Source organism: Vibrio sp. PSi01 (genome assembly GCF_054960695.1).
The window spans coordinates 88,525-113,422 of the sequence record NZ_JBHNYN010000012.1; the positions used below are offsets into that span (position 1 = coordinate 88,525).

General features: G+C 45.2%; 17 protein-coding genes. 14 read left to right on the plus strand and 3 right to left on the minus strand.

What is annotated here, in order from left to right; translation table 11 throughout:
* The first annotated feature begins 518 nt into the window (after positions 1 to 518).
* From ACFI6G_RS15890 to ACFI6G_RS15930, 9 genes are all read left to right on the plus strand, one after another.
* On the plus strand, positions 519 to 1,967 hold the full coding sequence (locus ACFI6G_RS15890; RefSeq protein ID WP_016767971.1) for a YfcC family protein: 1,449 nt from the start codon (positions 519 to 521) through the stop codon (positions 1,965 to 1,967).
* A gap of 807 nt (positions 1,968 to 2,774) precedes the next feature.
* Positions 2,775 to 3,998, plus strand: a complete 1,224-nt coding sequence (arcA, locus tag ACFI6G_RS15895) for an arginine deiminase (RefSeq protein ID WP_010435401.1) — start codon at positions 2,775 to 2,777, stop codon at positions 3,996 to 3,998.
* A gap of 73 nt (positions 3,999 to 4,071) precedes the next feature.
* Positions 4,072 to 4,983: a carbamate kinase gene (gene arcC, locus ACFI6G_RS15900; protein WP_017108588.1), complete on the plus strand. Its 912-nt coding sequence runs from the start codon at positions 4,072 to 4,074 to the stop codon at positions 4,981 to 4,983.
* Positions 4,984 to 5,177: 194 nt separating this feature from the next.
* The gene (locus ACFI6G_RS15905; protein ID WP_462710353.1) at positions 5,178 to 6,188 is read left to right on the plus strand and encodes an ornithine carbamoyltransferase; all 1,011 of its coding nucleotides are present in this window, start codon (positions 5,178 to 5,180) and stop codon (positions 6,186 to 6,188) included.
* Between the two features lie 497 nt (positions 6,189 to 6,685).
* Positions 6,686 to 7,615, plus strand: a complete 930-nt coding sequence (pyrB, locus tag ACFI6G_RS15910; protein WP_010435407.1) for an aspartate carbamoyltransferase — start codon at positions 6,686 to 6,688, stop codon at positions 7,613 to 7,615.
* 15 nt (positions 7,616 to 7,630) lie between these two features.
* Positions 7,631 to 8,095 carry an aspartate carbamoyltransferase regulatory subunit gene (gene pyrI, locus ACFI6G_RS15915; protein ID WP_004729721.1) on the plus strand — a complete coding sequence of 155 codons (465 nt, stop codon included), beginning with the start codon at positions 7,631 to 7,633 and terminating at the stop codon, positions 8,093 to 8,095.
* Positions 8,096 to 8,422: 327 nt separating this feature from the next.
* The gene (locus ACFI6G_RS15920) at positions 8,423 to 8,911 is read left to right on the plus strand and encodes an arginine repressor (RefSeq protein ID WP_010435410.1); all 489 of its coding nucleotides are present in this window, start codon (positions 8,423 to 8,425) and stop codon (positions 8,909 to 8,911) included.
* Between the two features lie 174 nt (positions 8,912 to 9,085).
* Positions 9,086 to 10,936, plus strand: a complete 1,851-nt coding sequence (locus tag ACFI6G_RS15925; protein WP_016787683.1) for a protein-disulfide reductase DsbD — start codon at positions 9,086 to 9,088, stop codon at positions 10,934 to 10,936.
* Between the two features lie 252 nt (positions 10,937 to 11,188).
* Positions 11,189 to 11,818, plus strand: coding sequence for a response regulator (locus ACFI6G_RS15930; protein ID WP_016767965.1), 630 nt, complete (start codon positions 11,189 to 11,191; stop codon positions 11,816 to 11,818).
* On the opposite strand, the gene ACFI6G_RS15935 is transcribed toward ACFI6G_RS15930, so the two are convergent.
* A complete protein-coding gene (locus ACFI6G_RS15935) occupies positions 11,815 to 13,566 on the minus strand; it encodes a potassium/proton antiporter (protein ID WP_016787682.1) in 1,752 nt (583 codons plus the stop codon). The two genes, ACFI6G_RS15930 and ACFI6G_RS15935, sit on opposite strands and share 4 nt — an antisense overlap.
* A 413-nt stretch (positions 13,567 to 13,979) precedes the next feature.
* Here ACFI6G_RS15935 and ACFI6G_RS15940 point away from each other — a divergent pair, with 413 nt between their 5' ends.
* The 4 genes from ACFI6G_RS15940 (at position 13,980) to ACFI6G_RS15955 (ending at position 17,950) form a co-directional block, all read left to right on the plus strand.
* The gene (locus ACFI6G_RS15940) at positions 13,980 to 14,246 is read left to right on the plus strand and encodes a DUF4212 domain-containing protein (protein WP_010435433.1); all 267 of its coding nucleotides are present in this window, start codon (positions 13,980 to 13,982) and stop codon (positions 14,244 to 14,246) included.
* 10 nt (positions 14,247 to 14,256) lie between these two features.
* Positions 14,257 to 15,960, plus strand: coding sequence for a sodium:solute symporter family protein (locus ACFI6G_RS15945; protein ID WP_016783690.1), 1,704 nt, complete (start codon positions 14,257 to 14,259; stop codon positions 15,958 to 15,960).
* 208 nt (positions 15,961 to 16,168) lie between these two features.
* Positions 16,169 to 16,552: a hypothetical protein gene (locus ACFI6G_RS15950; RefSeq protein WP_016787680.1), complete on the plus strand. Its 384-nt coding sequence runs from the start codon at positions 16,169 to 16,171 to the stop codon at positions 16,550 to 16,552.
* A gap of 12 nt (positions 16,553 to 16,564) precedes the next feature.
* Complete coding sequence (locus ACFI6G_RS15955; RefSeq protein ID WP_010435457.1) at positions 16,565 to 17,950, plus strand: class II fumarate hydratase; 1,386 nt, start codon at positions 16,565 to 16,567, stop codon at positions 17,948 to 17,950.
* Positions 17,951 to 18,077: 127 nt separating this feature from the next.
* Here the strand turns inward: ACFI6G_RS15955 and ACFI6G_RS15960 are convergent, their stop codons facing one another.
* Positions 18,078 to 21,509 carry a hybrid sensor histidine kinase/response regulator gene (locus tag ACFI6G_RS15960; protein ID WP_167493229.1) on the minus strand — a complete coding sequence of 1,144 codons (3,432 nt, stop codon included), beginning with the start codon at positions 21,507 to 21,509 and terminating at the stop codon, positions 18,078 to 18,080.
* Positions 21,510 to 21,626: 117 nt separating this feature from the next.
* Positions 21,627 to 22,823, minus strand: coding sequence for a 3-phenylpropionate MFS transporter (locus tag ACFI6G_RS15965; protein WP_010435462.1), 1,197 nt, complete (start codon positions 22,821 to 22,823; stop codon positions 21,627 to 21,629).
* A 230-nt stretch (positions 22,824 to 23,053) separates the two neighbouring features.
* Here ACFI6G_RS15965 and ACFI6G_RS15970 point away from each other — a divergent pair, with 230 nt between their 5' ends.
* Complete coding sequence (locus tag ACFI6G_RS15970; protein WP_016787678.1) at positions 23,054 to 24,886, plus strand: DUF294 nucleotidyltransferase-like domain-containing protein; 1,833 nt, start codon at positions 23,054 to 23,056, stop codon at positions 24,884 to 24,886.
* Positions 24,887 to 24,898: the final 12 nt, after the last annotated feature.

Genomic DNA, 24,898 nt, shown 5'->3' on the forward strand with positions numbered 1-24,898 from the left:
AGGAAGCTTCGGCTTCCTTTTTTGTTTTCTACTCAATGTGTTATTTGATACACATCAAATAACTATTATAAACTTTAAAATCCGCCCAAAAATAAAATTTGAATAAAATTCCAAGATTATTCAACCCAACTAATAACAACACTTACCAAATCAATCCCCCCTCGCTTCCACCTAATCCACATCGAATATTAATCCAAGCTAACTAACCAAAAAACCTTGCTGCTTTTATGCCATTTTCAAGCCATCTTATTGGCCACTATTTTTGTGAACAGCACCAAACTTAAATGCTTACTTAAAGCATAAAATAACCGTAGTTAAATTGGATCTATATTCATTCGGACATGTAAATATATAAACATTTTTAGTTTAAATTCGGAAGTTTTATATAGTTAACTGCTTAATAATGGCAATAGTTTTATATCTTTGAATACTTTATAAATGTCACTGTGTTTACAATCTATAAATCATTAGTCGCTAATTCACATCAATTCTATTTAAGATGGTGTAAGGAGATAGCTATGACGACTCAGACGATACCAAGCGAAACAAAAAAGGGTGGCTTCTTTGCCAACTTTAAATTCCCTTCTGCCTACACCATTCTATTTATTCTAATTGCATTCGTAGCCCTGCTTACCTGGGTTGTTCCAGCAGGCCAATACGACCGAGCAATGAATGAAGAGTTAGGTCGAGAAGTACCGGTAACCGGCACCTATCAAGCAGTAGAAGGTAATCCTCAAGGTGTGATTGACGTACTACTCGCGCCTATTGACGGTTTCTACGACCACAATAGCTATGAAGCTGCAGCAATCGACGTTTCACTGTTCATCTTAATCATTGGTGGCTTCTTAGGGCTAGTAACCAAAACTGGCGCCATTGATGCCGGTATCGAACGCGTCACCGCCCGCCTAGAAGGGCGAGAAGAGTTGATGATACCGATACTGATGGCATTGTTTGCTGCTGGCGGTACCGTTTACGGCATGGCGGAAGAATCACTGCCATTCTATACATTGCTAGTGCCTGTAATGATGGCGGCGCGTTTTGATCCGCTTGTCGCCGCTGCGACCGTACTGCTTGGCGCAGGGATTGGGGTGCTAGGTTCCACCATTAACCCATTCGCAACCGTGATCGCTGCCAACGCCTCTGGTATCCCATTTACTGACGGTATCGTGCTGCGTATTGCCATGTTGATTATTGGTTGGGTTATTTGTGTCGCTTACGTCATGCGCTACGCCAGAATGGTTCAAGCAGATCCTTCGAAATCCATTGTGTTCGACAAATACGAAGAGAACAAAGCGCACTTCTTAGGTAATGCGAGCGGCGAAAAACTTGAATTCACCATGACTCGTAAACTGATTCTGACTATTTTTGGTGGCTCGTTCGCTGTGATGATTTACGGCGTATCCGTTGCTGGATGGTGGATGGCTGAAATCTCAGCGATGTTCCTAGCTGCAACTATTATCGTTGGTATTGTGGCTCGCATGAGCGAAGAAGAGTTTACCACGAGCTTCATTGACGGTGCCCGTGATCTACTGGGTGTTGCGCTTATCATAGGTATTGCACGTGGTATCGTGGTCGTAATGGACCGCGGTATGATCACCGATACAATTCTATTCTCTGCAGAACAAATGGTTACCGGGCTTTCTTCAGTTATCTTTATTAACGTGATGTTCTTCTTAGAAATTCTATTGTCATTCTTAGTGCCATCGACCTCTGGCTTAGCGGTACTCACCATGCCAATCATGGCACCACTGGCTGACTTTGCAGGTGTAGGTCGAGACCTAGTGATTACCGCTTACCAATCCGCATCAGGCTTGGTAAACCTAATCACCCCAACCTCTGCGGTTGTGATGGGTGGCTTAGCGATTGCTCGCGTTCCATATGTACGCTGGGTTAAATGGGTGATGCCATTAGTCGGCATCTTAATGGTATTTTGTATTGTGGTACTGAGTATTGGTGCTCTGATCTAACTCAAAACGCTTCACTCTGTTCTCATCCAAAGCCGCTTCCCATAGCGGCTTTTTTATTAATCCCTCTCCCAATGTGACCCTCTGCTGCTAAAATAGGTCCTCAAAGCCATACACGCGACATTCAAGACACCTCCTGCTCCTACTAAGGCTCAGCGTAACCAAAAGTACTCATCACTAAAGAAACACCCTACTTATAGACATCAAATTAGCTTGATGAAATAACACTCAATTAGCAGCCATGATATTTATCCAGATAGTTAGTCACTTATTAGAGCTAATTATATTTAAAGTAATTTACAGTCTAATAAACAGACGAGGATTAACGCTCTTTTTTATCAAAAAACACACTTAAACAGACGATTTTAAAATGTGACCACAACAGCTTTATTCTAATTTATTTTGTTAAAATTTAATTAATTTCACATCCAAAATTAAATATATAAATAGAAACACTGCATACTTCCAATCTAAGTACATTCTTATCAATAAAACTATTCTGCATATAATCCCTCATAAATTAGATTCTAGTAAGTTGAGTTAAAAAAGCATGCATAATATTCCCAAGGAGTTAACTATTTAGAAAAGGTTGGCAATAGTTGAAAGTGCATAAAGTTTGTTAAAACCCTTGATTTTAAAGGGCTGCGGGATAAAAAACGATTTGTGATAGATCTCTAAGAATACCTGACTAGCAGGCGTAATATTAATTCCAGACAAGAGACATGAATAAATAATTCATTCTTCTCAACTGAAAATAAATAATTACTCTTAGCGATAAAAGTAATTCAAATATATAAGAGAGAGACGATCATGAGTAAGTTCTATGTAGGTTCTGAAATAGGTCAATTACGCCGCGTTCTAGTTCACCGCCCAAGACGCGCACTGACTCACCTAACACCCTCTAACTGTCACGATTTGCTGTTTGATGACGTATTGGCTGTTGAGCGTGCGGGTAAAGAGCATGACGCATTTACTCAAACGCTACGTGATCAAGGTGTAGAGGTTCTTCTTCTTACAGACCTACTAGCAGACACGCTAGCCGTGCCAGAAGCGAAAGATTGGCTACTAAACTGCCAAGTATCTGATTACCGTTTGGGTAAAACATTCGCCAATGATGTGCGCTGCTACTTGGGCGATTTACCAACCCTAGAGTTAGCAAAAATCTTAACGGGCGGTTTGTCTTACGCTGAGATGCCAATGAAATCATCTTCAATGATGCAAGGCATGCACGCACCAACCGACTTCATAATCGAGCCTTTACCAAACCACCTATTTACTCGCGACACATCTTGCTGGGTATACGGTGGCGTATCTATCAACCCAATGGCGAAACCCGCTCGTCAACGTGAAACCAACCACGTTCGTGCTATTTATCGCTGGCATCCAACATTCGCAGGTCAAGACTTCATTAAATACTTTGGCGATGAAGAAAACATCAACTACGACAACTCAACAATTGAAGGTGGTGACGTTCTTGTTATCGGTCGTGGCACGGTGCTTATCGGTATGTCTGAGCGTACAACAGCACAAGGTGTTGAGCACTTAGCATCGAACCTATTCAAACACGGTCAAGCGAAACAAGTTATCGCAATGCAGCTACCAAAACACCGCTCTTGCATGCACTTAGACACCGTTATGACGCACATGAACGAAGATACGTTCTCTGTTTACCCTGAAGTGGTGAGTAAGGATGTGCAGTGCTGGAACCTAACTGGTGATGAGTCAGGCGCTGTGAAAGTGAAAGAAGAAGGCTACTTCGTAACGGCTATCGAAAAAGCACTTGGCGTAGACAAGCTAAACCTAATCACAACGGGTGGCGACAACTTCCATGCAGAACGTGAACAGTGGAACGATGCAAACAACGTTCTAACGGTTAAACCTGGCGTCGTTATTGGCTACGAAGGCAACACATACACCAACGAAAAATACGACAAAGCAGGCATCACGGTTCTTCCGATTCCAGGAGACGAACTTGGTCGCGGTCGCGGTGGCGCACGCTGCATGAGCTGCCCAATTGAGCGTGATGGTATTTAATCACTAAGACGAAACGGCCAGGTTGAATGAATCTTAAATCACCTCAGCTTGGCCAAAATGAGAGAACACAATTATGACTAAGCAAACTGTTGTTGTTGCACTCGGCGGTAATGCCTTACTTCGTCGCGGTGAGCCGTTAGAAGCCGATGTTCAACGCCGTAATATTGAAACAGCTGTTAAAACCATCTCTGAAATCGCGAAAGTGTACAACGTGGTTCTAGTTCACGGTAATGGCCCACAAGTTGGTTTACTTGCCTTGCAAGGTTTGGAATACAAAAAAGTAAATCCGTACCCGCTAGATGTTTTGGGCAGTGAGACTCAAGGCATGATCGGCTACATGCTGATGCAAGAGTTCAAGAACTATCTTCCTAACCGCAACATCTCATGCATGTTGACCCAAATGACAGTCGATCCAAACGATCCTGCATTCGCGGATCCAACCAAACCGATTGGTCCGATCTACGAAGAAGCAGAAGCGCGTGAATTGGCAGAGAAGTTCCACTGGATCGTAAAACCAGATGGCCAACATTTCCGTCGCGTAGTACCAAGTCCACGCCCTACTGGGATTGTTGAACACGACGCGATCACCCAACTTATCGATGCAGGTCATCTCGTGATTTGTACTGGTGGTGGTGGCATCCCAGTGAAAAAAGAAAATGGCAAATTAGTGGGTGTTGAAGCGGTTATCGACAAAGACATGTCAGCGGCTTTCTTGGCGAAACAATTGGATGCAGATGCACTGCTTATTCTGACCGATGCTGACGCTGTATACCTTGACTGGGGCAAACCAACTCAACACGCACTGCGCAGCACCACACCAAGCGAATTGGCGAAGTTCACATTTGATGCCGGCTCAATGGGGCCAAAAATTGAAGCATCGTGCGAATTCATTCAGCAAGGCGGCAAAGTAGTGGGTATCGGTGCACTCGAAGATGGTTTGCAAATTCTGCAAGGCCAAGCGGGCACCAATATCACCAAAGGTTAACGTACTAGCGAGCTTTACCATCTTGAAAAACTTAAAGCTTGAGAACCTTAAACCTTGAGAGCTTTTAAAGCTTGCGAAAACAGATTAAACGAAACAAACCGAACCGAACAAATTTAACTAAAAATTGAATCGCGCTTTCTTGAATTTTCTTTCCCTGTAACAGGAAAGCGCCTAAATCTAAGAAGGAATACATCATGGCTTTTAACCTACGCAATCGTAACTTCCTAAAACTACTAGATTTCACTCCACGCGAAATTCAACACTTGTTAGATCTTTCTATGGAGCTAAAAAAAGCGAAGTACAACGGTTACGAACAGCCAACACTGACTGGCAAAAACATTGCGCTTATCTTTGAGAAAACCTCAACTCGTACTCGCTGTGCATTTGAAGTTGCTGCATTCGACCAAGGTGCTCGAGTTTCTTACTTAGGCCCATCTGGCTCTCAAATTGGCCACAAAGAATCAATGAAAGACACCGCTCGCGTTCTAGGTCGTATGTACGATGGCATCGAATACCGCGGCTTCGGTCAAGAAATCGTTGAAGAACTAGGCGCTTACGCTGGCGTTCCTGTATGGAATGGTCTGACTGACGAATTCCACCCAACACAAATCCTGGCTGACTTCCTAACCATGACGGAATACGGCCGTGGTAAACAACTGCATGAAATCAGCTTTGCTTACCTAGGTGATGCTCGCAACAACATGGGCAACTCTCTGATGGTTGGCGCGGCGAAAATGGGCATGGACATTCGCCTTGTTGCTCCAAAACAATTCTGGCCACAAGAAGAGCTATTGGCTCAATGTAGTGAAATTGCAGAGCACACTGGCGGCAAAATCACACTGACTGAAGATGTTCAAGAAGGCGTGCAAGGTTGTGACTTCCTATACACCGACGTTTGGGTATCCATGGGTGAAGCAAAAGAAGCATGGGCTGAGCGTATTAACCTAATGATGCCTTACCAAGTCAACATGGACATGATCAAAGCGACCGGCAACCCACATGTAAAATTCATGCACTGCCTACCCGCTTTCCACGGCGAAGACACAACAGTAGGCAAACAGCTTGCTGCTGAATACCCACAACTAAAAGACGGCGTTGAAGTAACAGATGAAGTGGTTGAGTCTGAATACTCTATCGTGTTCGATGAAGCTGAAAACCGCATGCACACCATCAAAGCAGTAATGGTTGCGACATTAGGCAGTTAATAAGCTGAACAACTAAGAATCTAGATAACTAATAATCTAAATAGTTAAGCACTCACTTGTTCGCAAGACATTAACAAGTTAAGTGTAATAGCAGGGAAATGCGGGTGGCATACTTGGGATTTAACCCTTGGATAAAGCCCGCATTTTTTTTCATTCGACTGAAGAAGTTATCACCCCAAAAAACACAAGTTTTTCTGTTTCAACAAAGGCTTAAATAGAAGTTAAAAACGGACATCATTTCGCATAAAAATCCATTAAATGAATACTTTACAGAAAGTATTGCATGGCGTTTTTATCTGAGTATAATCCTCCGCAATTTGTCTTAAGAGAGCAAAAAATGAACCGCAATTCTGTCGCACATTATTGTCAAACTACACGCCAAAGAGTGGCGGTGGTGTCATTTTTATTTTGCTCTATTGATCGTTTCGAAGCCTCCTATTTTTAGGGGGCTTTTTTTTGTCCGCTATTTGACTGTATGCATAGAAGGAAGACCCGTTATGGCGCATTCGTTATTTAACAAGCACATCATCTCCATACCTGAGCTCACTCGTAATGAACTGGAGCTTATCGTCGACACCGCAGCAAGGCTCAAGGCAGAGCCAAACCCTGAGTTGCTGAAAAATAAAGTCGTTGCGAGCTGCTTCTTTGAGCCTTCAACTCGAACTCGCCTCTCATTCGAAACCGCGGTTCAGCGCCTTGGCGGCACCGTCATCGGTTTTGATAATGGCGGCAACACCTCACTAGCGAAGAAAGGTGAAACGCTTGCCGATTCGGTGCAGGTTATTTCATCTTATGTCGATGCCTTTGTGATGCGTCACCCACAAGAAGGCGCAGCACGTTTGGCCTCAGAATTTTCAAACGGTGTTCCGGTGGTGAATGGCGGCGACGGTGCCAACCAGCACCCAACTCAAACCTTGTTGGATCTGTTCTCGATTTACGAAACACAAGGTACGCTTGATAACCTCAATGTGGCGTTCGTCGGCGACCTAAAATATGGCCGAACTGTGCACTCATTGACGCAAGCACTATCAAAATTCAATAACGTGCGTTTCTTCTTTATCGCGCCAGAAGTGTTAGCGATGCCAGATTATATCTGTGAAGAATTAGAAGAGATGGGTATCCAATACAGCACCCACAGCAGCATTGAAGAGGTGGTGCCTGAACTGGATGTCCTGTACATGACTCGCGTACAGAAAGAGCGCTTTGATGCATCGGAATACGCACACATGAAGTCAGCTTACATCCTAACCGCCGATACATTGAAAGACGCTCGTCAAAACATGAAGGTACTTCACCCACTGCCACGCGTCGACGAAATCACCACTGACGTTGATAAAACGCCACACGCTTACTACTTCGAACAAGCTGAAAACGGTGTGTATGCACGTGAAGCTTTATTAGCCCTAGTTCTAAACGACACTTTATAAGCAGGAGATACAGTCATGGTTAAACAAACTCAGCTACAAGTAGAAGCGATCCGTAACGGCAGCGTGATTGACCACATCCCTGCTCATCTTGGGATTAAAATTCTCAAACTGTTCAAGCTGCATAAAACAGAGCAACGCATCACCATGGGGTTAAACCTGCCATCATCAGCGCTCGGCAACAAAGACCTAATCAAGATTGAGAACATCTTTCTGACCAAGGAACAAGCCAATCAATTGGCTCTGTACGCTCCACAAGCGACTGTGAATCAGATTGAAGAGTACAAAGTGGTCAACAAGCTCACACTTGTTCTGCCAGAACAAATCAACAGTGTGTTCGCCTGCCCAAATAGCAACTGTATTTCACACGGTGAACCTGTCGAAAGTAGCTTTAAAGTGCAGCTAAAACACGAAAACGTACAGCTAAAATGTCACTATTGTGAAAAAGTATTCTCTCGCGAGATCATGAGTGAAATTCGCTAACCCTTAGCGCTACTACCTCCGCAACAAAAACCATTTAAAGTTTATGGATATTTATTCCCAACACGGAATAAATATCCATTTAGTCAAAGAATAAAACCCCACAAAAAAAGCAATTAACCAGAATTTTGTTTGGTGATCACCTTCAAAAAGATAACTATTCTTTAGTGGTAGACTCAATGTATAGATGATCATACATCTCGCATACCCTTCCTTCTCTACTTCGGGATTCATCGGTAAGCCTAATTAATCATCGTACTCTACGGCTTTGGGAGTGCGCTCAGCGCTATGGACAAGCGATATCCACAGTTTGACCTTAAGGAGTTGTTCATGAACGAAATCACTGAGCACGGTTGCTTGTATTCAGCTGAAGATAAAACACTGACTGCCGCGTGCAAACGCTTACTACAACAACAAAGCTTCTCGACCCAGAACCAACTGCGCGAGAAACTGGTCGACATTGGCTATACAGGTATCAGCCAATCGACCGTCTCTCGCATTTTGTCACAGCTTGGCGTTGTCAAAATTCAGAATGCCTGTGGTAAAAAGGTTTACTGCATCACGGTTGAAAGCGCGCCTGTGCGTGTCGATGCCTCAATCTCATCACAAATCGAATTAATTACTCACAACCAAGCGATGGTGATCGTAAAAACAAACCCTGGCTGCGCACAGTTGGTCGCAAGATTAGTCGATATCGACCCACATACCGAGATTATCGGTACGGTTGGCGGCAATGACACCGTGCTAATTATCCCGAAAGACACGATGAACATTGATGCTTGTGAACAAGTAGTAAGAGCACGCTTAGGTGTTGCCTAAATGTCTTATTGGCAAGGGCTGTTACTGCAGTTGCGCAGCTAACCCTCTCTCGACAGCCTAAAAAAGTGGCTCACCCGCCCTAGCGGATATTTGCTGGTCGATGAAACTAATCACAAACTATTACGGTCTGATTGAGTTAAGATACCTTCAACTCCATTTTGATGACTAAATAGTATGCGACGACTTGCCACATTACTTTTTGTTTGTGTTTCCCTGTACACCCAGCCTGCGTGGGCGCTTTTTGGAAACAACAACGCCGAGCCAAGCTTCGGAGGCAATAACAACGGTTTTGTCCCTGTAGACCAGGCTTTCCCTTTCAATTACTACCAGCAAGACGGTAAGGTCCTTCTAGACTGGCAAGTAAAAGAGGGCTACTACCTCTATCAACACAGCCTATCGTTCACTGGCCAGAATCTCGCTATCGGCAATGTTGAAATGGAAGATGGCCAACCACACCAAGATGAATTCTTCGGTGAGGTGAGCATTTATACTCAGCCGTTATTCGTGCAAGTTCCTCTACAGAGTTACCAAGATGGCTCAAAGCTGGTCGTTAAGTATCAAGGCTGTGCGGATGCGGGTTTCTGCTATCCACCCGAAACTCGAATCATCGACATTGAGCCATTTACGGCTTCAGGTTCAAGCGACTCTCAAGCCAATGCCGTGTCGCAAGAGTCATCGGCTGTTAACAATGAGGCCGATGCTTCAATGCAACAGGCTTCTCCAAAAGCAGACGTTGCCAATAACACCACTCCACAATCAAGCGCACCCGTTTCAAAAGAAGCGAGCCTAGCCGATAAGCTCGGTGACAGTTGGTGGACGCCATTATTATTCTTAGCACTTGGTGTTGGCTTAGCCTTTACACCGTGTGTTCTGCCGATGTACCCAATTCTAACGGGTATCGTATTAGGTGGTGGCAAGCTCAGCCAAGGCCGTGCGCTGATGCTGTCCTTCATCTATGTGCAAGGTATGGCGTTAACCTACACCTTATTAGGTCTAGTGGTTGCCTCTGCGGGTATGCAGTTCCAAGCTGCCATGCAACACCCCTATGTGCTAATCGCGCTAAGCGTTCTGTTCGTGGCTTTAGCGATGTCGATGTTTGGCGTTTATAACCTGCAACTGCCAAGCAGCATCCAAACCTGGCTCAACAACCAAAGTAACAAGCAACAAGGTGGTAATACCTTGGGCGTGTTCGCGATGGGTGCTATCTCTGGCTTGGTGTGTTCACCTTGTACCACGGCTCCATTGTCAGGTGCGCTGCTGTATGTCGCTCAAAGTGGTGACCTATTAACGGGTGCGATTGCTCTGTATGCCTTAGCGATGGGTATGGGTATCCCACTGATCTTGGTTGCGGTGTTTGGTAATAAGCTGCTGCCGAAAGCGGGTAGCTGGATGGACAAGGTGAAGGTAGTATTTGGCTTTATCTTGCTGGCTGCACCTATCTTCCTACTAGAGCGTATTATCCCTGAGTTGTGGGCAACCGTGCTTTGGTCTGGCCTTGGCTTCATCGCCTTTGGTTGGCTTTACCACAGCAAGAATGCACTGCCATTCGGCGACTGGAAACAGAGCGCAGTGGGCATCATCGCGATGCTCGGCCTGTTCGCTTCAGCGCAACCAGCATTGAATTACTGGTTCGCAGAAAAGAGCGTTGTGGTTGAACAACAAATCCAATTTGCACGCATCAACACGGCTGAAGAGTTAGAAATCCAGCTCATCGAAGCCAAGAAACTCGGAAAGCCAGTGATGCTCGATTTCTACGCCGATTGGTGTGTGGCATGTAAAGAGTTTGAGAAGTACACCTTCCACCAAGCTGATGTTGAGAACAAGCTTTCTGATTTCGTCCTGCTTCAGGCTGACGTGACGAGAAACATGCCTCAAGACATTGAACTGCTTAAACAATTACAAGTGCTCGGTTTGCCAACTATAGAGTTCTGGGATGGCGAGGGTAACCATGTTCCAAATGCTCGTGTCACTGGCTTTATGCCTGCAGATGTATTCTTAAAACACATGCAAGACCACCAGCTATAACCTTGCTAAAGCAGTAACGAAAGCAATAACTGACCACTTCTAAGCTATTCAGTTATATAAAGTAAACCTGAAAGCCGAGTAAACTTCTCCCTAAGTGGGATGGTTGCTCGGCTTTTTTGTTAATGAAAGCAACGGATTCCTGTTCTGGCAATAAAAGTCGATATGGTTCAGACTTTTAATGCATAAATATTGTCCACATACTCAATCAGGATGATAATAAATATTAACTAAATTGTTAAAAGTATGAACGTCATGGACTCGACCTATACCATCATCATTGCTGATGACCACCCTCTTTTTCGCAACGCCCTATTTCAGTCAGTTCATATGGCGATCAGTGGTGCGAACCTGCTTGAGGCTGATTCTCTCGATGCCTTACTGACTCTACTAAAAAAAGAAGATGAACCCGATCTGTTGCTTCTCGACCTTAAAATGCCCGGTGCGAATGGGATGTCAGGCTTGATTCAACTGCGCGCAGAATACCCCGACTTACCTATAGTCGTGATTTCAGCCAGTGAAGAAGCGAGCGTCGTCAGCCAAGTGAAGAGTCATGGTGCTTTTGGCTTTATTCCAAAATCGAGTGATATGCGCGAATTAGTGAGTGCACTCAATCAAGTGCTCAATGGCGACCCGTTCTTCCCTGAAGGACTGATCACCAATAATGCTGCCTGCACCGACCTTGCAGAAAAGATTTCCACACTGACACCTCAGCAATACAAAGTATTGGGGATGCTTTCTGACGGCTTACTTAACAAGCAAATCGCGTATGAACTAAATGTTTCGGAAGCGACCATCAAAGCACATATGACAGCCATCTTCCGTAAATTGGATGTGAAAAACCGAACTCAAGCAGTTATCTTGCTACAAGAAGTCCACAATTAAACTTCGTCAATATCCTTTCCTAAAGTCGTCTTGGGCAAACATAAACCCAACTTGACGACTTTATAATCATTTATCTCTGCCACCACCCAATTAATGCCATTCCACTTGAAGTTATCGCCCAATACAGGGTGTGCACCAAGCTCTTGAGCAACCAATTGTTTTAGCGTCATTTCTCGCTCCTGCTCGGAACCCAACTCTATACCATAACAATCACTGACGGCAGCGACCGATAGCCCAACATCTAAGAAGAAGTCGCCAAAGAATCGAGCGGTATCTTCAGCCAAAGGAGCCTCACTGAACAGTTCGCTTAAGCTATCTAGGTCTTTATCTTGCCCAAGTACACATAAGATATCATTCGCCTCTAACACGGTACTGCCCGATGGGTGGAGCAAAGCATCTTTTCTAAATAACGCGGTAATTCGCGTCCCTTCAGGCATAGACAAGCGTTTAAGCGGTTCGCCAATACACCACTTGTCCTCTTTCAACTTATAGACAAACATCTCCCACTCACTGGTAGGGTAGATCTCAATGCCGGTACGAGAAATCGGTGTCGGCGTTGGCGGTAAGGTCACTTTCGCGAGTCTAGCGACTTTCATTAAGCTGCCGCCCTGAACAATCAGCGAAACCATAACCACGAAGAAGGCAATATTGAAATACAACTGAGCATTTTGCAGGCCTGCCATCATCGGGAAAACCGCCAAGATGATCGGCACTGCACCGCGTAAACCCACCCAAGAAACAAACCAGCGCTCTTTGGTGGTAAAACGTCGAAACGGCAATAAACCGAGCCAAACAGAGATTGGACGAGCAAACAAAATCATACCGAAAGCAAGCGCAAGCGCCGGTATAGCAATGTCCATTAGTGTCGATGGTGTCACCAACAAACCTAACACTAAGAACATCACGATTTGGCTAAGCCACGTCATGCCATCAAGAACATTGAGAATAGAGTGTCGAGAGCGAGTCGGACGATTTCCGATGAACAAGCCCACTAAGTAAATAGATAAAATACCGCTGCCGCCAAGCATGTTGGAGAACGCAAACAGCGCTACGCCACCACTCAGCACCAAAATAGAGTAGAGACCATCAGCCAACTTAACTCGATTGATTAGGCTCCATAAAACCCAGCCGCCACCGATACCTACAAGGGTGCCGATACCAAACTGCATTGCGAAACTTTTCAGTAGGAAATTCATTCCCATTTCAGCTTCGGGGTTACCTAACAGCGCGATTAGGGTTACCGTAAGGAAGACGGCCATTGGATCGTTGGTACCCGATTCAATCTCTAGGGTTGAGCCTACACGCTCATTGAGACTTTGCCCTTTAAGCAAAGAGAATACCGCCGCAGCATCGGTTGAGCCTACAATGGCCCCAACCAAAATCCCCTGCATCAGTGACAGCTCAAACAGCCATGCGGCCATTAAGCCCGTTAAGGTTGCAGTACATGCCACGCCTATCGTTGCTAGGGAGAGCGATGGCCAAAAAGCAACCTTGAAACTCGCCACCTTAGTTCGCATACCGCCATCTAGCAAGATCACGGCAAGAGCCAAGTTACTCACTAAGTATGTCAGAGAGTAATCATCAAAATTGATGCCACCGGGACCATCTTCACCGGCTAACATGCCAACGAAAAGGAAGATCAAAAGAATAGGTACGCCCAATCGAGAGGACACTTGCGAGAAGAGTACACTGATGGCGATGAGTACAGCACCAGTTAAGAATAAGTGGTTGATAGTTATTGCGTCCAATTCGTTCCCCCAAATAATAAACCCGAGCTTTAAGCCTGTTGATCTTCTGCCGTTTAGCAGAGCACGGTCGGTGAAAGTGCCTTAGATACTATAACAAACTTATGTTTCGCTTCGTGTCATATGCAGGACTAAATACCATTTATCGGTGATTTAGTTGTTAAATTTTATGACTCGCACTCTAATTCGCTCTATTTTGTTAGACCTTTGGCTAATTTAACAACATTGCAACATCACACTTTTCTATGGTTATGCCCTCTAGCCCCCATATTTCAGCACTTTAGTCTCAATACCGTCCAGACTAAAGTTGCACAGATCCCTTGACTTATCCTTGCTACATTCTAAATCGTAACATTACGTTAACACGGCTATTTTACAAAAACGGTTTCTACGAAAACGGAATAAAGGAGAAGGCAATGGCGTTCGAATCTACGGAACATGCTCAAGCCTACTGGAAGGAAAACTTGGGAATTATGGGAACACTGCTCGCGGTTTGGTTTGCAGTGTCTTACGGCGCTGGCATCTTATTTGTGGATGCCCTCAATACCGTTCAGTTTGGCGGGTTCAAGCTAGGCTTTTGGTTCGCTCAGCAAGGTTCGATATACACCTTCGTGGCGCTGATATTTATTTACGTTGTTCGCATGAATGCGCTCGACAAAAAATACAACGTACAGGAAGACTAGAGGCTAGAACATGGATATTCAAACTTGGACGTTTATTCTCGTCGGTATTACTTTTGCAGTATATATCGGCATCGCAATCTGGGCTCGTGCAGGGTCAACCAGTGAGTTCTACGTAGCCGGCGGCGGTGTACACCCAGTAGCCAATGGTATGGCGACAGCGGCTGACTGGATGTCGGCAGCATCATTCATCTCAATGGCAGGTATCATCTCATTTGTTGGTTACGACGGTGCAGTTTACCTAATGGGTTGGACAGGTGGTTACGTACTGCTTGCACTATGTTTAGCACCTTATCTACGTAAATTCGGTCAGTTTACGGTTCCTGATTTCATCGGCGAACGTTACTACTCGAAAACGGCACGTATGGTAGCGGTATTCTGTGCAATCTTCGTATCATTCACATACGTTGCTGGTCAAATGCGTGGGGTTGGTGTTGTATTCTCACGTTTCCTAGAAGTCGACATTAACCTCGGCATCATCATCGGTATGGGTATTGTGTTCTTCTACGCAGTACTTGGTGGCATGAAAGGCATCACTTATACGCAGGTAGCTCAATTCTGTGTCCTCATTTTCGCCTTCCTTGTTCCAGCTATTTTTACTTCGATCATGATGACAGGTAACCCGCTTCCACAGGTTGGTATGGGTTCAACTCTCTCTGGCACCGACGTTTACCTACTTGATAAACTGGATGGTCTAACCGAAGAGCTCGGGTTTACCGCCTATACCGAAGGTAACAAGAGCATGGTAGATGTATTCTTCATCTGTGCGGCTCTAATGGTAGGTACAGCAGGTCTTCCACACGTAATCATTCGTTTCTTCACTGTGCCAAGAGTACGTGATGCTCGTATTTCAGCGGGTTGGGCACTACTGTTCATCTCATTGCTATACACAACAGCACCTGGCGTTGCAGCATTCGCTCGTGTAAACATGATCGAAACCATTAACGGCCCAGACATGCAAGGTGTCGCAGCAGCAGACGCACCAAGCTGGTACAAAAACTGGGAAAGCACTGGCCTTGTAGGTTGGGAAGATAAGAACGGCGATGGCAAAATGTTCTACTCGGGCGATGAACGTAACGAAATGAAGATTAACCGTGACATCATCGTACTGGCTTCTCCAGAGCTAGCAAAACTACCAAACTGGGTTGTCGCACTACTTGCAGCTGGTGGCCTAGCAGCCGCACTATCAACAGCCGCGGGTCTACTATTGGTCATCTCAACGTCGATTTCACATGACTTATTGAAGAAAGGCTTCAGACCAAACATGACCGACAAGCAGGAGCTATTAGCCGCTCGTTTAGCCGCTATGGTCGCCATTGTCGGCGCGGGTTACTTAGGTATTAATCCACCAGGCTTCGTAGCACAGGTAGTCGCGTTTGCCTTCGGCCTAGCCGCAGCATCCTTCTTCCCTGCCATCATCCTAGGTATCTTCTACAAGAAGATGAACAAGGAAGGCGCTATTGCAGGTATGTTGTCAGGTATTGCCTTCACAGCAAGCTACATCATCTACTTCAAGTTCATTAACCCAGCAGCAAGCACACCGGAAAACTGGTGGTTTGGTATCAGCCCAGAAGGCATCGGTACGCTAGGTATGTGTCTAAACTTTGTAGTATCAATTGCAGTGAACAAAGTGACCGCTGAAGTTCCTGAAGATGTACAAGAGATGGTTGAGTCTATCCGTTATCCTAAAGGTGCTGGTGAAGCTCACGACCACTAAGAAGCTCGCGACTTAGTGACTAGGATAAGAAGTACTTAGAAAATGAATCAGTGCTTACATTGTAGGGATTAGGTACTGACTCCAAGAAAGCCGATGCATTCATGTATCGGCTTTTTCTTTTCATTTTATAGAAAGATAAAGAAAGGGTTGTTTTTAAAATCTCATTTGATAATAATTATCATTAACATCCAATAAAGAGATGCAGATTATGATGAAAGAACAGCAAAGTCTCTATTCGAGATTTTACAAAGCACAGGATCGCTTTGCTTCATTAGAACAAGTACAAGGCCATGAGCCTTTTGTGATTAGAGAGTATATAGAGTGTGCACTCACGCTTTCTGCTTACTATGAAAAACACGCCGCCCAAGAAAACATCTTGTTGTGCGAGCTTTACCTGCGCCAAGTTTTCTTCCATTTAATTGAAGCGATTGAGTCTCCTGAGCGCAGTTTCGCCTTTCGTCATATCTGCCTAGACTCTATTCACTCACCGCTATTTTATCTGAAACGCCACTACTGCCAGCTACCTCAAGGCCAAGCGCGTTTTTTGAATCTCAGCCAAACACTACAACAAGTCCAAGCCCCACTTTGCTAACAAGGATAGAAGATGACCCTACAATATCGAATTGAGAAAGACAGCATGGGAGAAGTGAAAGTCCCTGCCGATGCGCTATACCAAGCACAAACTCAGCGTGCAGCAGATAACTTTGCTTTTAGTTCACACAAAATGCCAACTAGCTTCATTCAAGCACTAGCATTCATTAAGCAGGCCGCCGCTGACACCAACGCTCAGTTAGGTTTATTGGAAGGTGATATTGCCAACGCGATTTCCGAAGCAAGCCAAGAGATCATTGATGGTAAATACCTCGATCAATTCCCAATCGATGTCTACCAAACCGGCTCTGGCACTAGCTCCAATATGAATGCCAATGAAGTGATTGCAACGCTCGCTTCAAGAAGTTTACAAGGTGACGTGAACCCGAATGACCACGTCAACATGGGCCAAAGCAGCAACGATGTGGTACCAACCGCCATTCAAGTGAGCGTTGCTTTGATGGCAGAAAACAAGTTGTTGCCAGCACTAACTCACCTTGCTGAAGCTCTCACTATCAAGCAACAGGAGCTTGCTGAGGTAGTGAAGACAGGCCGCACTCACCTAATGGATGCGATGCCAATTACCTTTGCTCAAGAGCTAGGTGGTTGGAAGTTTCAGATTGAGCATGCCAAGCAAGCCATTGAAAGCAGTTTGCCAGCAACCAAGGCACTTGCTCAAGGTGGCACAGCGGTAGGAACAGGGATCAATGCTGACCCGCGCTTTGCCGATAAATTTGCGAGTAACCTTTCTCAATCGACAAAGATCAGTTTTACCTCGAGTGAAAACTTCTTTTTTAACCTCAGCAGCCAAGATGCGATCGTCGCATTGTCTGGCCAGCTTAAAACTGCAGCAGTTGCGATCATGAAGATCTCAAACGATCTTCGCTGGATGAACTCCGGGCCGTTGGCGGGCTTAGGTGAGATTGAATTACAGGCGCTACAGCCAGGGTCGTCTATCATGCCTGGAAAAGTAAACCCAGTGATTCCAGAAGCCGCAGCAATGGCTGCAGCGCAAGTGATAGGAAATGACACCACCATTACGCTGGCTGGGCAATCTGGTAACTTCCAACTGAATGTGATGTTGCCGGTGATTGCTCATAACGTGTTAGAAAGTATTGAATTGTTAGCAAATAGTTCTGTCGCCTTGGCAGACAAAGCCATCGTTTCCTTCGCTGTACGCCAAGACAATCTCGATTTGGCACTGTCAAAGAATCCGATTTTAGTCACAGCGCTAAACCCTGTGATTGGTTACCTAAAAGCGGCAGATATTGCCAAGAAGGCCTATAAAGAAGGTTTACCGATCCTCGATGTTGCAGAGCGAGAAACAGACCTAAGCCGAGAAGAACTCAGCAAGCTGCTTGATCCAAGCACACTGACGCAGGGCGGCATTGCGGGCTAGCTCGTTAGCAAATTATTAAATTAGCAAATAAATAGGTATTAACGAGCCTTACTGAAACAAAAAAGGCCTCATCCGAGGCCTTTTTACATCCGTTCATTAATTAGGAATTAGAGCTTATTATTCCTAATTAACTCACCCGATTTAAGACTGCTCTGAGTTTTAGCGGTTTCACTGGCTTAGCAATAAAGCTGAAGCTGTTAGCCTTTATCGCAGCCAACATGTCATCGGTTCTATCAGCACTGATGATGACACCTTCAAAAGAGTCGCCAAGACGTAAACGACACTGTTGCAAAACTTCCAGCCCCGTTCGGCCATTATCGAGGCGATAATCAGAGAAAATTACATCCGGATGCCAATCATCATCGAGACACTTCAAGCTTTCGACTAAGTCGACGGCCGTCTTAACCTCACAGCCCCAGCGACCAATCAAGTTCTCCATCCCGACCAAAATCTCGCGCTCATTATCGACACACAATATTTTCAGGTGTTCGATGTCGCTGGTCGCCATTGGCGCTGAAACTTGTACAATTGGAGTAACCTGTTCGGCTCTAGCCAAGGTGATAGAAAAAACACTGCCTTGCCCTGGCCATGATCGCATTGATATTTGGTGACCTAAAACATGAGCGATGCCTTTAGAAATCGCGAGCCCCAACCCCAAGCCTTGATCGGCACGAACTTGGCTACCACGAGTAAACTCTTCAAAGATCTCTTGCTGCTTATCTTCGTCGATACCCGTTCCGTTATCCCACACATCAATTCGCACCTGGCCGTTAACTCGTCTCGCACCCAGTACTACTTTCCCTTCCGGGTTGTAACGAAAAGCATTGGTCAAAAAGTTCTGAATAACACGCCTTAACAATTTGGGGTCAGAATGAATAAACAGAGATGAAGGGATCATCTTGAACTGGATTTTTTGTTGTGTCGCCAAAGCACTAAATTCAGCATTCAAATGGATAAGAACATCATGCACGGCAATCGCATGAACATTGGTTTCTAACTTTCCCGACTCCAATCGAGAGATATCTAATAAATCACCAATCAAGTCCTCAGCAGCACCAAGTGCACTTTCGATATGGGATGAAAGCTGCTTCACCTCTTGTTCCTTTGCCACTTCAGAGAGTGAAGAAGCAAACAAACGAGCAGCATTCAGTGGTTGCATTAAATCATGGCTAACCGCTGCTAAAAAACGACTCTTAGATTGTGATTCTTGATCAGATATTTGCGTTGCTTTTACTAAGCGATGGTTAAGTTTTTCGAGCTCTTGGGTTCGTTCATGGACTCTTGATTCTAAACTTTCATTGGCATCTTTCAGCGCTTGCTCGGCTTGTCTAAATACCGTGATGTCAGTAAAACTCATGACGAAGCCACCACTTGGCATCGGGTTACCTTGAACTTCAATGACTCGACCATCAGGACGAATACGAGAAGATGTATGTCGAGTGCCTTGCTCAAGGTGATAAACACGACGTCGAACGTGATCCTCTGGGTCGCCTGGACCACACAAACCTTGTTCAGCATTATGACGAATGACATCAGCGATTGGTCGACCGACTTGAATCAACCCCGCAGGAAATTCAAACAATTCTAAATAGCGCTGATTCCATGCCACCAGCCTCATCTGTTTATCTACCACCGCAATACCTTGGCCAATATGCTCGATTGCACCTTGCAGTAAGCCACGACTAAAATCATATAGCTCAGAGGCTTCATCAACGATGGTCGCCACTTCTTCAAGCTGCATATTTCTGCCTTGTAAAGCAGAAGTAAGTACTAACTTAGCTGAAGATGCACCAAACACACCCGCAAGCACGCGTTCTGCATGTCGAATCAAACTTGCAGGCGCTTGTTGATTTGGAAGTAGCGGTTGACCATGTTGTTGCCAGTAACTGTGTAAGGCACTTTTTGCCCGTTTACGACCGACAAAACGAGACGCCAACATCTCCAATTCAGCTACCGTGACACGGCTCTGATAGAGGCTTATATTTTCATTTTCAGGCAGCGGAGTGCCAACAAATGCCGCTGATTGTAAGCGCTCACTTAGGCTTGGTCTGGTCGTCATTGACACCACGGTATAACACAAAGTATTGAGCGTAATACTCAATACAATACCCCAGTTTGAGCTACTGATATCCCAGCTACTGAGCAATTCGGGTGGCGTGATTATCCATAACAATAGGTTGCTTTCGCTATCACCTGCCAACATGCTGGTTTGGCTCATCAAGGTAATAAGCCAAACGACTGACCCGACTAACAAACCGACATAGACACCTTTGCGATTACCTGGACGCCAATACAAACCACCTAATAATGCCGGTGCAAATTGCGCGATAGCAGCAAAGGAGAGAAAACCGATCGCCGACAAAGAATGGATCGTATCTAGCGCCTGATAGAATACCCAAGCGCCAAGTAAAAGCAGTAGAATTAACCCACGACGAATCACCAATAACAGGCCAGAAAAATGCTTATGGGTTCTTTGAGTCAAACGCATCCGGCGCAGCAGCAATGGCATCACTAAGTCGTTCGACACCATAATCGCTAGTGCAATAGTCGAAACAATCACCATACCACTGGCCGCTGAAGTACCGCCAAGAAAGGCTAACAAGGCAATGTGATTCGCTCCTTCAGCCATTGGTACACTGATGACATAAGTATCGGCAGGCATGTTGGTGAGTAACCCCTGACCCGCCCAAGCAATGGGCAGAACAAACAGCCCCATCAAGATTAGGTAAACCGGGAATAACCAACGAGCGGTATGTAAATCCTGTGGGCGCTCGTTCTCAACAACCATGGTATGGAACTGACGAGGTAAGCAAACAATCGCCAGCATGGTTAAAACGGTATGAATGATTAAGGTCGGAATGTTAGGTGATTTATAGGTGGAGGCTGCAACATCAAGTAGGTCGATTTTATCGCTACTCATCGCCAGATAAATAATAAACAGACCGACAATTAAAAAAGCCGCGAGCTTAACGATGGATTCAAATGCCACCGCCATCATCATGCCACGGTGATGCTCTGTGTTATCGATGTGCCGAGTACCAAACAGCATCGTAAAAATAGCCAAAGCACCAACCACAAACCAAGACACGTGATAATCTTGATAGCCGAAATCAGCCGCCAGATTTGGGGCAACAATATCTAACCCCATGGTAATACCGCGAAGTTGTAATGCGATATAAGGAAGAATACCGACCACAGCAATGATGGTCACGGCAACCGCTAGCCCTTGAGATTTGCCATAACGAGCCGCAATAAAGTCAGCAATTGAGGTGATATGTTCACGCTTCGCAATGAGTATCAGCCGCGCTAAGATCCGCCACCCAAGTGTAAATACCAAAATAGGCGCGAGATAAATGGGTAAAAAGGACCAAGGGTTATTGCTGGCCTGCCCGACCGTTCCATAGAATGTCCACGAAGTACAATACACCGCAATTGAGAGGCTATAGATCCACGGGCGCCAACGCGATAGCCAACGAACCTGCCTGTCTCCATACCAAGCGATCAGAAATAACACACCCAAGTAGGCTAAAGAGACTGGAATTACTATCCATCCTTGCATTAAAAACCCTTTTTCATCCATAAAAAAACCTCTCCATAAGGGAGAGGTTTTATTTAACTAAGGATGGGTCATTAACTCAATCGCATCGCTTAAATTCTGTGCTTCAGACTCTAATTATCAGCATTTGCTTTGAGATTCTGACTGTTCCGAATCTAATTGATTAATCTCAACCACTGAACTTCTCTCATCCAACTTAATGAATAGAGCAAGTGCACCCATAGCAGCCATACCCCAGAAAATATTGGCGCCCCAAAGCTCGTAGCCCCAACCACTAAAGGTGGTCATTAGTGCGATAAAAGCACCTAATGGAATCGCGTTATACAGAGCCTGTAGTGCGACCATCTTATTCGGTTCTTCAGACTGGATGTATTGAATCGCTGCGATGTGTGCCATCGCAAACGTCACACCGTGCAGCAGTTGCACCATAACCAGTGCAAAAATCGCTGTCGTTGATGCTGTAATACCCCAACGAGCCATCACACCGAATGCAGCAATCACAAACAGAGTGCGAAGAGTAAGACCAGAGAAAAGTCGCTTACTTAAAGCAAACACCGCAACTTCTGCGACAACACCTAAACTCCACAAATAACCAATAACCGCTTCCGAATGCCCTGCTTCTTTCCAATAAATAGCACTAAAGCTGTAATAAGCGGCGTGGCTACCTTGTAGCAGTGCCATCAAAGCCAAAAACTTAACCACAGATGATTCACGCAACAGTTCAGCTAATTTAGGTCGTTCCGCTTGTTGTTCCGATAACGTCACTGGCATCACGTTAGGATTTCTCATCGCTAAAACTAATGACAGCAGCACACCCGCAAGAGCCGTATACAGAATCATATCAGTGCCAAATTTGGCCACTAGGAAACCAACCACGGTTGAACCTGCAATAAAAGCAATCGACCCCCACAAACGAGTACGGCCGTAGTCGAGCATTTTCAAGCGGCTGTAATGGTTCGCCATCGCATCAGAAAGAGGAATGATCGGCCCACAACATAGATTGAACAATACTGTGGCTAGCAACATCAATAAGAAGCTACCACCAGTAAAGAAATGGAAACCGACAAACAATAAGGCTGCAAAGCTCAAACAACGCAGAGCTGGCATTAGATGTTCCACTTTATGGATTCGTGGAGTAATCACTAGGTTGGCAACACAACGCGTCGCAAAACCGATACCAATTAATACGCCAATATCACCAGCAGACACGCCCTGGTCTTCAAACCACAATGCCCAAAATGGCAAGTACACGCCATACGCAAAAAAGAAACCAAGAAAATACTGAGAGATCCAGCCATAAGGGGAAGGGCTAAACATAAATAACCTATAAAAATGTGCGGAAAAAGGCAGCACTAATTATGCCTATCTCGCATACGATGAAAAAGGGAATTATTACTGGGATAGTATTCCCATATTCAATTAGTTTGAATATCGCATTTCAATGAAATATCTCACTCTCATCGATACCCATTCTCGCATTTAGACTAAAGTCGTCTGGAGCTTCGCTGGTAATTTGCCAGACTAAGTAAAGACTCCCAATTGTTTCGATGCTTATGCCTGATAAATTTAATATGCAGCACCCACCTTTCGATAGCCTGTCCGATACGGAGCAGTTAACACTGCGTTCGTCATTGGATGTGGTTTACTACCGAGCGCACGAGGTGATTTTGGAAGCTGACCAACCAAGTCGTCACCTGCATATTCTGATTAAAGGCGCAGTCGAAGAGCGGGCAAGCAGTGATGGTGAGATCTATGCTCACTATGCCAATGACGATATTTTTGATGTCCGCAGCCAATTCGACGCGCATACCAAACACCAATATATCGCGCTAGAAGATACTTTAAGCTACCTACTACCAACCGATGTCTTTCTCGAGCTGTACCACGCCAATGGCCAGTTTGCCGCATACTTTGATAACAACCTTTCGACAAGAAAAGCGCTAATTGAAGCCGCTCAACAGCAACAGAATCTTGCCGAGTTCATACTGACCAAAGTAGACGAGTCGATCTATCACCCTCCACTGATACTTGAACCAAACCAACCTATCAACCAAGTCACTCAAACCCTTAAAGAACAAGGGCTGGACTCGGCCTTGGTTCATTTAGAACATTATGATCAAAAAGCTTTTAGATCATCATGTACCTTACCGTATGGAATTGTCACAAGAACCAATTTATTACATGCTGTAATGTTAGATAACCGCCCTCTGGATACGCCTGTTGGTGACATAGCGACCTTTCCAGTGATGAATGTCAATCAAGGTGACTTCCTGTTTAATGCCATGATTACCATGACCAGAAATCGCGTAAAAAGGTTGATGGTTTGTGATGGTTTAAATGCAGTTGGTATGGTGGACATGACTCAGATTCTTAGTGCGTTTTCCACTCATTCACACGTTCTCACTTTACGTATTGCGCGAGCTACCAGCGTTGAAGAATTGGCAATGGCCTCCAACAAACAACGTCAATTGGTCGAAAGCCTGCTCGGTAATGGCATTCGCACGCGCTTTATCATGGAGCTCATTTCAGCGGTCAACGAGCAGATAATTGAGAAAGCCTTTGAACTCACGATTCCACCCGCGCTGCATAATCACTGCTGTCTAATTGTTCTGGGGTCAGAAGGCCGTGGAGAGCAGATTCTCAAAACCGATCAAGATAATGCGCTCATCATTCAAGATGGCTTGGAGTGGCATCAATGCCAAAGTGCCATGAACGAGCTCACCCACACTCTGCAACAATTAGGTTACCCACTGTGCCCAGGCAACGTAATGGTCAACAACCCTAAATGGGTGCACTCTCAGCAAGAATGGAAACAAACCCTCACGAGTTGGGTAAGAAAAGCCACGCCAGAAACCGTCATGGATATTGCTATCATGGCGGATGCACACGCCGTTGCGGGTAACAGAGAACTTTTAAAACCGGTCAAGCAGCACCTGAGTAATTTGATGTTGGGACAGGAGTTAATCCTCACTGAGTTTTGTCGCCCTGCCCTTAGCTTTTCGGTTCCCCTCACTTTGTTTGGCAATGTTAAACAGTCCAAGTCAGGGCTCGATATCAAACGAGGCGGTATTTTTCCTCTAGTCCATGGTATTCGGGCACTCAGCCTTGAGCATGGAGTCACCGTAAACAACACCTTTGAGCGTATTGAACAGCTCGTCAATAAAAATGTATTAGAACAAAGCACCGCTGACAACCTTAACGAGGCACTCAAGCAGTTCTTTAAGTGGCGGTTATCTCAGCGACTATCCCAACAGCACAGCAGCAATAAAATTAACGTTAAATTGATGGAGCGAGCAGATAGAGATCTGCTTCGCCATAGCCTGCATGTGGTCAAAAAGTTCAAGCAATGGCTCGGCTATCATTATCAGATAAGAGATTGAGGCAATTGAGCG